The organism is Streptomyces sp. NPDC087787 (assembly GCF_044743035.1).
Lineage (GTDB): Bacteria > Actinomycetota > Actinomycetes > Streptomycetales > Streptomycetaceae > Streptomyces.
In genome coordinates this window covers 1-9391 of sequence record NZ_JBIUVQ010000046.1, presented here as the reverse complement: position 1 = coordinate 9391, position 9391 = coordinate 1, and the positions used below count along the sequence as shown (strand labels likewise).

The 9391-nt window shown below is 68.6% G+C and carries 8 protein-coding genes and 5 pseudogenes; 9 read left to right on the top strand and 4 right to left on the bottom strand.

Translation table 11 applies throughout. The features are described from left to right. The 3 genes and pseudogenes from ACIOWN_RS34205 to ACIOWN_RS34195 all read left to right on the top strand — a co-directional run. The coding region (locus ACIOWN_RS34205) for a transposase (RefSeq protein ID WP_401984424.1) at window positions 1-141 on the top strand (141 nt) is incomplete at its 5' end. A 112-nt stretch (window positions 142-253) separates the two neighbouring features. After that, a pseudogene (locus ACIOWN_RS34200) lies at window positions 254-582 on the top strand (transposase); the annotation flags it as partial. Window positions 583-822: 240 nt separating this feature from the next. Beyond that, window positions 823-1557, top strand: coding sequence for an alpha/beta hydrolase (locus tag ACIOWN_RS34195; RefSeq protein ID WP_362357977.1), 735 nt, complete (start codon window positions 823-825; stop codon window positions 1555-1557). 238 nt (window positions 1558-1795) lie between these two features. Here ACIOWN_RS34195 and ACIOWN_RS34190 read toward each other — a convergent pair whose 3' ends face one another. Next, window positions 1796-2611 carry an alpha/beta fold hydrolase gene (locus ACIOWN_RS34190; RefSeq protein WP_401984422.1) on the bottom strand — a complete coding sequence of 272 codons (816 nt, stop codon included), beginning with the start codon at window positions 2609-2611 and terminating at the stop codon, window positions 1796-1798. A 151-nt stretch (window positions 2612-2762) separates the two neighbouring features. Beyond that, window positions 2763-3428 carry a DUF4097 family beta strand repeat-containing protein gene (locus tag ACIOWN_RS34185; protein ID WP_401984420.1) on the bottom strand — a complete coding sequence of 222 codons (666 nt, stop codon included), beginning with the start codon at window positions 3426-3428 and terminating at the stop codon, window positions 2763-2765. 258 nt (window positions 3429-3686) lie between these two features. Here ACIOWN_RS34185 and ACIOWN_RS34180 point away from each other — a divergent pair, with 258 nt between their 5' ends. The 6 genes and pseudogenes from ACIOWN_RS34180 to pknB all read left to right on the top strand — a co-directional run. After that, window positions 3687-4472, top strand: coding sequence for a helix-turn-helix domain-containing protein (locus ACIOWN_RS34180; protein ID WP_362357983.1), 786 nt, complete (start codon window positions 3687-3689; stop codon window positions 4470-4472). 55 nt (window positions 4473-4527) lie between these two features. Further along, window positions 4528-4683, top strand: a pseudogene (locus tag ACIOWN_RS34175) (IS256 family transposase); the annotation flags it as partial. Window positions 4684-4777: 94 nt separating this feature from the next. Then, window positions 4778-5170, top strand: coding sequence for a VOC family protein (locus ACIOWN_RS34170; RefSeq protein ID WP_362357985.1), 393 nt, complete (start codon window positions 4778-4780; stop codon window positions 5168-5170). 204 nt (window positions 5171-5374) lie between these two features. Further along, window positions 5375-5751, top strand: a pseudogene (locus ACIOWN_RS34165) (DDE-type integrase/transposase/recombinase); the annotation flags it as partial. Between the two features lie 96 nt (window positions 5752-5847). After that, window positions 5848-6018 (top strand): hypothetical protein, encoded by a 171-nt coding sequence (locus ACIOWN_RS34160; RefSeq protein ID WP_362357987.1) that lies wholly within the window; start codon window positions 5848-5850, stop codon window positions 6016-6018. 234 nt (window positions 6019-6252) lie between these two features. Beyond that, window positions 6253-7452: pseudogene (pknB, locus tag ACIOWN_RS34155) on the top strand (Stk1 family PASTA domain-containing Ser/Thr kinase); the annotation flags it as partial. Window positions 7453-8004: 552 nt separating this feature from the next. Here pknB and ACIOWN_RS34150 read toward each other — a convergent pair. Next, window positions 8005-8826, bottom strand: a complete 822-nt coding sequence (locus tag ACIOWN_RS34150; protein WP_362357991.1) for a DUF427 domain-containing protein — start codon at window positions 8824-8826, stop codon at window positions 8005-8007. A 177-nt stretch (window positions 8827-9003) separates the two neighbouring features. Further along, a pseudogene (locus ACIOWN_RS34145) lies at window positions 9004-9136 on the bottom strand (LuxR C-terminal-related transcriptional regulator); the annotation flags it as partial. Window positions 9137-9391 lie beyond the last annotated feature (255 nt).

The window sequence follows — 9391 nt, the reverse complement described above, 5'->3', positions numbered from 1 at the left end:
CACCTGTGGTCGCCCTCGTACTTCTCCGCGTCCTGCGGCGGAGCACCGTTGGCGATCGTCCGCCAGTACATCGAACAGCAAAAACGCCCGCTCCACGGCGCGGGTCAGAGCAGTCCCGAGACGCATTCGTCCCCGGCGTGAACACCGGGGCCTTCTGCAAAAGTCCCGGTAAGTCAGCGACCGCTCAGCGGCGAAAGCCAAGCGTCCTGAACTGGAAGGCCTGAGCGGGCCTTTGAAGTAGGCGAATTGCCCATCCCACGGAGGCCTGACAACCAAAATCCATCACGCCGTGGACGGCGACGGCCCCCCGCTGGCAGTTGGGGTCACTTCGGGCCATGTCCACGCCGCGCAGGTCCTCCCCCCTTGCTGGGCGATATGCGACTCGGCCGCGGCAGGCCGCGCACCACGCCGGACGCTCCGCTCGCAGATAAGGCGTACTCCTCCAAGCAGGTCCGCGCAGACCTCGCGGCCCGCGGCATCCGCATTCAGTGGCGGGGCCTGGCGACCCGCTACGGCAGACTCTCGATCGTCTATCGCTCGGCAGCCGTGCTGGCGGCGGTCATCGCATGGTTACGAAGTTGAGAGACACGGCCTGGTAGCTCTGTGTCGTGTTCCGGATCCTTGGCATCCAGCCACAGGGTCCGCGCGAGAAAAACCCGTTTGGCGGGCCAGGGCGGCCACTGCTAGGTTTCTGGAGGCCGTGGCAGAGAATGAGGAGGTGGTACCCGTGAACGTATTCACTTGGGTGCTTCCCTCCGGGGTCACGGTCGGGCGATAGGTCGTCCGGGAGCGCCGTTCTGAGCTCTCCCGAAAGGCACGACCATGCATTTCACTTCTGAGCAGCGTCTCGACGACGGTGTCCTCGAGCGCAAGTTCACCCTCGGTGAGATTCCCGGCATCCTGTGGACGCCCGCGTCCGCGTCCGCGCCGGTACCGCTGATTCTGCTCGGCCATCCTCCGCTCGGGCTGCACAAGATGTACCCCCGGCTGGTGGCGCGGGCTCGGCACGCCGTGGCGGATGGCTTCGCCGCGGCCACCATTGAGCTCCCCGGGAGCGGTGACCGGCCCCGGTGGGCCGCCGCCGAGCAGGCCCGTGCCGACCTGCGTCAGGCTGTGGAGGCCGGCGAGCCGGTCGGCGACGAGATCGTCGACGCTCTCGTCCTCCCGCTCGTCGACAGGGCGGTCCCTGAATGGCAGGCCGCCCTTGATGCCCTCCTGTCGCTGCCCGAGGTCGGGGGCCCGGTCGGGTACTCGGGGGGAGTGATCTCCATCGGCGTTCGCCTTGCGGTGGTCGAGCCGCGCATTGTGGCCGCCGGACTCTTCGCCGGGAGTTTCGTGCCTCGCGCCGTGTTCGAGGAGGCCCGTCAGGTCACCATTCCGCTGCACGTCCTGCTGCAGTGGGACGACGAGGGGAACGACCGGCAGGCGGCCCTGGACCTGTTCGACGCGTTCGGTTCCAAGGAGAAGTCCCTGTACGCCAATATGGGCGGCCATACCGGCGTCCCGCAGTTCGCGGGGGATGCCGCGGCCCAGTTCTTCACCCGGCACCTGAGGTGAGGCCGGGCCGCCGGGTCATCAGCAGACGGTAAGTCATGCCGGCCGGGATGCTGCTCGTCGAGGGCAGCATCCCGGCGCTCCTCTGCTGATGCTGTTGGTGAGTCCGCGAGGGCCCTCGCGGCGCGGCAGACCTTCCATCCGCAACCCGACTGAGACGGCCTACCGTGTCCGGCGGCAAGCGAAGGCGCGGCCCTTTGCGGGGGGCTGGCGGGTGTCGTCGTTCCACCCGGTCGTGGCTTCAGTGCCGTTCTTGGCCGAGGGCGGCGACCTCGCGTACGGCCTCGGCGATGGCTGGGAAGTCCTTCTTGAGGATCGCGCCGTGGTTGGCGGTGACCTTCGCGCTGACGCGGATGTTCGTGTTGCGGGCGGTCACGGCATCGAGGCTGGTGCGTATGCGTTCTTGTTCGTCACCGCGGCTTCCGAGGGACGTTCCGGAAGCGACCACGTAGCACACCGGGACAGTGAGGGCGTCCAGCACGGGTCCCAGTTCGCTCTCGCGGGAGAGTCTGCCGAGCTCGATGTTGCTGTCCGCCTGCTGTTCGGCGGTCATCCGCGGGGTCAGGCCGGTCGGGCGGAGCAATGGCATGAACCAGCCGAGCCGGCGGAACAGTGTGCGGATGCGTGCTTCCATGGCCTCGTCGAGCCAGTCATAGGGGAATGCGCCGTCGACCAGGACTGCGCCCAGGGCGCGCTCGGGGTTGCGGCCGGCCCAGTGGGCTGCGACGACCGCTCCGTAGGACCATCCCACGACAAGGGCCCGTTCCACTCCCCTGGCGGCGAGAACGGCGTCGACGTCGCGGACGGCGGCCTGGAAGGAGTAGTCCGCCGAACGCTTGGATCTGCCGCGTGCCCGCTCGTCGTAGGTGATGTGCCGCCATGCGGTCCCCAGTTCGACGGTGACCCGCCGCCAGTAGCCCTGGGTGGCGAACTGGCCGTTGAGGTAGACGACCGGGGTGCCGGGGCCGCCGGTGTCGGTGACGGCCAGGGCCGTGTCCTCCACCGGCACCATGCCGGCCCACTTCGGACGGGTCGTGGGAGTGCTGTTCTTCGTCATGTGTTCCCCCTTTGGTCGCGTGAGGCATCCGGTACAGCAGGGTCAGGGCCTGTATGTGGATCGCAGGCCTCTGGGGACGGCCGGCCGTCCGCGGTGGCCGGCGGGTTGCCGGTCGCGGTGAGGCCGGCCGGGGTGTCCTGGCTCGGCTGTTTCAGAGGCTGCGGGCGGTGATGTCGCCGTGGGAGGTGGTGGCGCGGATGTGGAGTTCGGTGGTGCCGTCGTTCTTCAGGGCGTTGCTGACACGGCCGTAGGCGGTGTCGGCGTCCAGGGCGGCCGAGACGCCGGTGGCGGCGCCGACCGTGATGTCGCCGGACTGCGTGGTGGCCACGACCGTGCCGCGCATGGCTTCGGTGATGCGGATGTCGCCCTTGGCGGTGGTGATCTCGGCGGGGCCGCCGAGCCGGCCGACCTCGATGTCGCCGTCGACCGCGGTGAGGCGGAGACTCGCGGCCTCGTCGATCTTGATCTGGCGGTATGCGCCGTCGAAGGCGACGTCACCGAGGCGGCCGACACCACGCAGCTCGCAGGCGGCGGTCCTGGCCTCGACGCGGGAGCCGGCGGGCAGCTTGACGGTGACCTCCACCGAGCCGGAGGGGCCGAAGATCTGGTTCGCGGGCTCGGCGGTCCTGATCCGCAGGACGCCGTCGGTGTAGGTGACGGTGGTCTGCTCGGCGCTCTGGACGTCGCGCTTCTTGGCGGGGTTCGCGGGCAGGACCTCGACGGCGGTGGTGGCGCGGTCGGCGGCGATGAGCTGGATGCGTCCGGCGGGGATGTCCAGGACAGTCGCGATCGGGGCGGGGGTGTCGAACTTCTGCATGATGCTCTCCTGAGCTCGCTGGCGTTTCCGACAACAGAAAAGCTACGTTGCTTTCCATACCACGGCAACACAGTCTTTGCATGAAAGACGCGTTAGTGCAGGTAGAAGCGCGCTAATCGTTGCAACGCCCTCTCGCTTAACGCAACGACCGCACAACCGGCCGTTGCAATGGATTGAAGGCGAACGCTATACTGGAGGCGTCGGACGACACCGAGCAGCACCCGGCGGAGCACTCGTGGGGCAGGAAAGGGAGGCGTGATGCCGGGAGGCAGACTCACACAGGCCGAACGCCAGCAGATCGCGGCAGGACTGACCGACAACCTCGCCTACGCCGAGATCGCCCGGCGTCTGGACCGCCCCACCTCAACGATCACCCGCGAGGTGATGCGCAACGGCGGCCCCGCCGGCTACCGCGCCGACCTCGCCCACCACGCCACCCAGCAACGCACCCACCGGCGCAGGCAGGCCGCCCCCCGAGAGGCGCAGAGGCTCGAGCAGGCCCACGGACGCGACACCGAAGCCGTGCGCGACTACCAGGAACAACTCACCACCGTCCTCATGGCCTCGGGCCTGCCCAAGATGATGGCCCGGGTCCTGGCCTGCCTCTACACCACCGACACCGGCAGCCTCACCGCGTCCGAACTCGCCCAGCACCTCACCGTCAGTCCCGCCTCCGTCTCCAAAGCGATCACATTCCTCGAAAGCCTGGACCTCGTCCGCCGCGAACGCGACGAACGCCGCCGCGAGCGCTACACCGTCGACGACGACCTCTGGTACCAGTCCATGCTCCGCAGCGCCCGCGCCAACGACCAGTTCATCGAAACCGCACGACAAGGCACCAACATCCTCGGCCACGGCACCCCCGCCGCCATCCGCCTCGAAAACGCCGCCCGCTTCCTCGACTTCGTCAGCGAAAACCTCATCCACGCCGCCGAACAAGGCCGCGAAGTCCTCTACACCCGAACAAAAACGACCCCCGACACCACCACCGAACCAAACCCCCACAACCGACAAACAACCACCCCAACTGGCTGTTCCTCGTAGGCATGTCCGCGTACCGTGACGGGACTCGGGGGAGCCTGCCGAGTACCGGTTCGGGATCGTTCGGGAAGGCGCAAGAAGGATGCCGGCCGCCGCGCTGGAGTCCGAAATCAACGCCTGCACAGTCGAGTTGGCCGACCAGGGCGATGAGAACGGTCGGCGGCTCGTGGTCCGCGACGGCTACAACCAGCTGCGGCAGGTCACGACCACGGCCGACGTGGCCGAGGATGGGCGAACTGGCCTGGGACATCAGGCTGCTTCGGGAATTCCGGTGGCGTCCTCCCATTCGCTCGGAGAGGATCACGTGCATGCATTCGACAGTGACGAACATGACCGTGGACTGTGCAAACGCATACCAACTTGCCCTGTTCTGGAGTGAGGTGACCGGGCGTCCACTCGATCCCGAGGATGAACCGGGTGAGGACGAGACGGAGATCCAGCTGCCGGGCGGCCTGGCCCTGCACTTCAACGAGGTACCGGAGCCGAAGGCAGGCAAGAACCGGCTCCATCTGTGCCTGCGTCCCGACACCTCCCGGGACGCGGAGGTCGAACGGCTGCTGGCACTGGGCGCCTCCCTGGTCGCCGACCACCGAAAGCCCAACGGCTGGGGTTGGGTCGTGCTCGCCGATCCGGAGGGCAATGAGTTCTGCATCCTCTGCTCCGAATCCGAACGAGCCGCACTGCCCTCCATGTCCTCTTAGTCCCAGCGATGGGTGATCGGGTGTCACAGCAGAGGCCGGCTGATGCGGTTACGGGGGACGATGGCCACGGCGGCGGTAGTGGCTGAGCCGGGCTCGGTGCTGGTGTCGGCGGCGCCAGCGTGACCAGTGCAGGGTGTGGCGGGTCTGACTACTCGGACGAGTTCAAGGCCGATGCCGTGGCCCTGTACGAGTCCACGCCCGGGTTATCTCCCGCTCGCGGGCGGGGAGTTCCTCTATGTCGCGACCGTGCTGGACTGCTTCAGCCGCAAGGTCGTCGGCTGGTCCATCGCCGACCACATGCGCACCGGTCTGGTCGCCGATGCCCTGCGGATGGCGGCCGCGACCCGCGGCGGCCTGGACGGCTCGGTGTTCCACTCCGATCACGGAGCCCAGTACGGATCCCGAATCGCGAGACCCTCCAGGGCGCCCGCGACCACGGCGACGCCGGCACCCGCAGAAGGACGGTCTTCGCATGGCTGACCCGCTACAGCACTCGCCGCCGACACTCCGCCAACGGCCACCTCAGCCCCAACGAATACGAACGCCGACACCACGCGGCCAAGCTCACGCTCGCCGCGTGATCAACAAAGTGTGTCCACCATCACGGGGGAAGCCCCGACGACGAACACAACCGCAACCGTTACGGCCACCACGCTGCTCACTACGGCGCCTATGGCGTGTTCGAAACCGGCGACGGTGCGGTCTGCCGCCACCACCCCCGCCAGTGGTACTCCACCCTGCTCGCCGAGTTCCGGACCATCGACACCCGGACCATCACGGTGCCCACCATGAACGGTCACGAGTCAACCGGGATCCAGATCCTCGCCCGCAAGCCCGCATCACCATGAACGCAGCTCAGAACCACAGGCATTGACAATCACTCACGCCCACACGCTGCGCCGGAGACTCAGCTTGATCATCGGGGCGAGCCGAACGGTGGATCCGGGGCTAAGATCACGCAGTCGCCATTGCGAGCACCGCACGTCGAGCGGCTGGCGAGGGCTTCATCGCCTCCCCGAACCCAGTACTGAAGGTTCGGGCTCCGGGAGGCTCCGAAAAGGGGAGAGGCAGGGGAACCAACCATGGAAGAGCCGCGTCGCCAAGGCGGGCGGTACGAGCCGGGCGCGATACTCGGTCGTGGTGGCATGGCCGAGGTCCATTTCGCCCATGACATCCGCCTGAACCGCTCCGTCGCGGTGAAGACGCTGCGGGCGGACCTCGCCCTCGACCCGTCGTTCCAGGCCCGGTTCCGCAGGGAGGCCCAGTCGGCCGCCTCGCTCAATCATCCCTCGATCTGCGGGGTCTACGACACCGGCGAGGACTTCGTCGACGGCGTCCTGATCCCGTACATCGTCATGGAATACGTGGACGGCTCGACCCTGCGCGATCTGCTGCACAGTGGTCGCCAGTTGCTGCCCGAGCGCGCCATGGAGATGACCGTCGGCATCCTCCAGGCGTTGGAGTACTCGCACCGCAACGGCATCGTCCACCGGGACATCAAGCCCGCCAACGTGATGCTCACCCGCACCGGCCAGGTGAAGGTGATGGACTTCGGCATCGCGCGCGCGATGGGGGACTCCGGCATGACGATGACGCAGACAGCCGCGGTGATCGGCACCGCGCAGTACCTCTCGCCGGAACAGGCGAAGGGCGAGACCGTGGATGCCCGCTCCGACCTGTACTCCACCGGCTGCCTGCTCTACGAACTGTTCACCGTTCGGCCGCCCTTCATCGGCGATTCCCCGGTCGCCGTCGCCTACCAGCACGTACGCGAGGCTCCGCAACCACCGAGCGTCTTCCGCCCTGAGATCCCTCCCGAAGTGGACGCGATCGTCCTGAAGGCGCTGGCCAAGGAACCTGGCCACCGCTACCAGTCCGCCGACGAGATGCGCGCGGACATCGAGGCGTATCTCGACGGCCGGCCGGTTGCCGCAACGGCCGCGCTCGGCGCCGTCGGACACGGGTACGGCGGCCACACGGACAGCGCAGCGACCACCGCCCTGCCGACGCAGCAGCAGCCTCCGCAACAGTCTGCCTACAGCGACGACGGCGGCCGCCCGGGCAGCGCCGGCTTCGACGCCGGGTACACCGATCAGGCCCCCGCCGGAGGCCGTCGTCTGTCACGGGGCGCGCTCATCGGCATCGGCGTGGCCGGCCTCGCTCTGATCGGCGGTGTCGTGACCACCGCGCTCAACGTCGGCGGCAACGACCAGCAGCCCGACGCCGACGCCTCCGCCGCCTCGGGCAACGGCCAGTACGGGACGGACACCGCGCAGGCCCAGGCGAAGTCGCTCGACGCGCTGCTGCAGTCGAGCAACAGCAGCCGCACGGCGGTGATCGACGCGGTCGCCTCCATCAAGCAGTGCAGCAACCTCGCTGGTTCGGCGACCACCCTGCGCACCGCCGCAAGCCAGCGCGACGACCTGGTCACCAGGCTCTCCGAGCTCACCTTCGACAAACTACCCAACCACGGCGACCTGGTGGCCCAGCTCACCACGGCGTGGAAGGCGTCCGCCACCGCCGACAACCACTACGCCGACTGGGCGGACCAGACGGCCGGCGCCGACGGCTGCCATGACGGCCACGCGGCGAACAACCCCGACCAGGGCAACGCGGCCAGTGAGCAGGCAACCCTCGCCAAGAAGAAGGCTGCCGCCCTGTGGAACCCCATAGCGCAGCAGTACGGTCTCCCACAGCGCCAGTTCACCGAACTCTGAGCCACCGGGGTCCGGCCTGGTGGGGGCGGGTGCGGGGGCAGCTCGGCGGCTGGCTTCGGCAGGTGGATCGCAGAGCCGTCGGCGGTGGAGCCGACCGAACCGTTCACCTCGACAGCTTCACGCGCGGCTCCCCTTCAGCATCCTGCTGAACGGCGTGGCCGGGCGCTCCAGGCGCTCGCCGTCGAGAGTGATGTCGACGGCCTCGTTGAAGAAGGCCAGACGCCCCTGGATCACCGCCACCGCGGGCAACGGCTCGGGGTAGCTCCAGAGGATGTTGGGCGGCACCTCGCCCCCGCCGCGCCAGGACCAGTACTCGGCGGTGCCCTTGTAGGGGCAGCCGGTGTGGTGGTCGGTGGCGTCGAACAGGTCGAGCCGGACGTCCTCGAGGGGGAGGTAGTAGCGGGTCGGCAGGGCCGTCTCGAAGAGCAGGACGGGGGCTCGGGTGTCAGCGACGGTCTGCCCGTCGATCTCGACCCGCACGTGCCGGCTGCTGGGCAGCGCGTCCACGCGTTTGTGCGGGTCGCGGGGGTGGATGAAGATCTCCTCGTCCTCCTCGTACCAGTGGTCGAGGCCCGTGTCGCTGCGCCGGAACCACTCGAAGGCGATGTGGCCGGCCAGGTCCTCGGCGGGGAACGTCCAGGCCGCGTTGTCGCGCACCTCGCCGTCGGCGTCGAGGTCGTAGAAGACCCGGGAGCCGGTGTGCGTGCCGGCGGGCGGGTTCTTTGCCGGGCGGAGCAGGTCCGTGCGGACGTCCTCGCGAGGGAAGGCGTACTGCGGCACGGGCAGGTGGGGTTCCCAGACGAGCACCGGGTGCCGGCTGTCGACGACGGTGACGTCACCCTTGCGGCCGCGCACCCAGCGCTCGCTGGGCTCCCACTGGAGTCCTTCGGGGGTGGTCCTGATCGAACGGGCGGCGGGGTGGGCCTGGTGGGTGGCCATGGCCGGTGCTCCTTCCAGAGATCGGGATGCCGGTTCCTCTCCACGGTCCCACGATGCCGTGACGGGTGCCGGGGCTTCGCGGGCCGCCTCCCGCGAAGGCCCGGCGGTCGGGCGCGGCACGTCGGGAGAGGCGGGGCGTGCCTGTGTGCCACGGTTCCGGCACACCCGGAGCAATGGTCAGATCAGGCCGGCCCGGTAGACCAGCAGAGCGATCTGGACGCGGTTGTTCAGTTCGAGCTTGGTCAGGATGGGAGACATGGGCCTTGACCGTCGGGATGCTCAAGTACAACTCGGCCTCCTCCCCTCCGCGACGTGGTGGGGCGTGTGGCAGTGGCAGCCGCTCCCTCGCTTCAGCCTCGACCAGGGCCGGTCGGCCGAGATCGGGGACGCCGGCTGGTGCGGTGGGGGTAGTGGTCGGCAAGTACCTGCTGGAAGTGGGCCACAGGCAGGCAGCACCCGGCCGGGATGGTGTCTAGTGCTGCGACCGGAAAGGTTCACCGGCTCGCGACGCCCGGCACGGCACCTCGCCGCGTTGTCGCATCACCCGAGTACATCCAGTACACGG

Coding starts and splice junctions, on each gene's coding strand:
- ACIOWN_RS34195 (WP_362357977.1), top strand. CDS start 823: ATGCATTTCACTTCTGAGCAGCGTCTCGACGACGGTGTCCTCGAGCGC.
- ACIOWN_RS34190 (WP_401984422.1), bottom strand. CDS start 2,611: ATGACGAAGAACAGCACTCCCACGACCCGTCCGAAGTGGGCCGGCATG.
- ACIOWN_RS34185 (WP_401984420.1), bottom strand. CDS start 3,428: ATGCAGAAGTTCGACACCCCCGCCCCGATCGCGACTGTCCTGGACATC.
- ACIOWN_RS34180 (WP_362357983.1), top strand. CDS start 3,687: ATGCCGGGAGGCAGACTCACACAGGCCGAACGCCAGCAGATCGCGGCA.
- ACIOWN_RS34170 (WP_362357985.1), top strand. CDS start 4,778: ATGCATTCGACAGTGACGAACATGACCGTGGACTGTGCAAACGCATAC.
- ACIOWN_RS34150 (WP_362357991.1), bottom strand. CDS start 8,826: ATGGCCACCCACCAGGCCCACCCCGCCGCCCGTTCGATCAGGACCACC.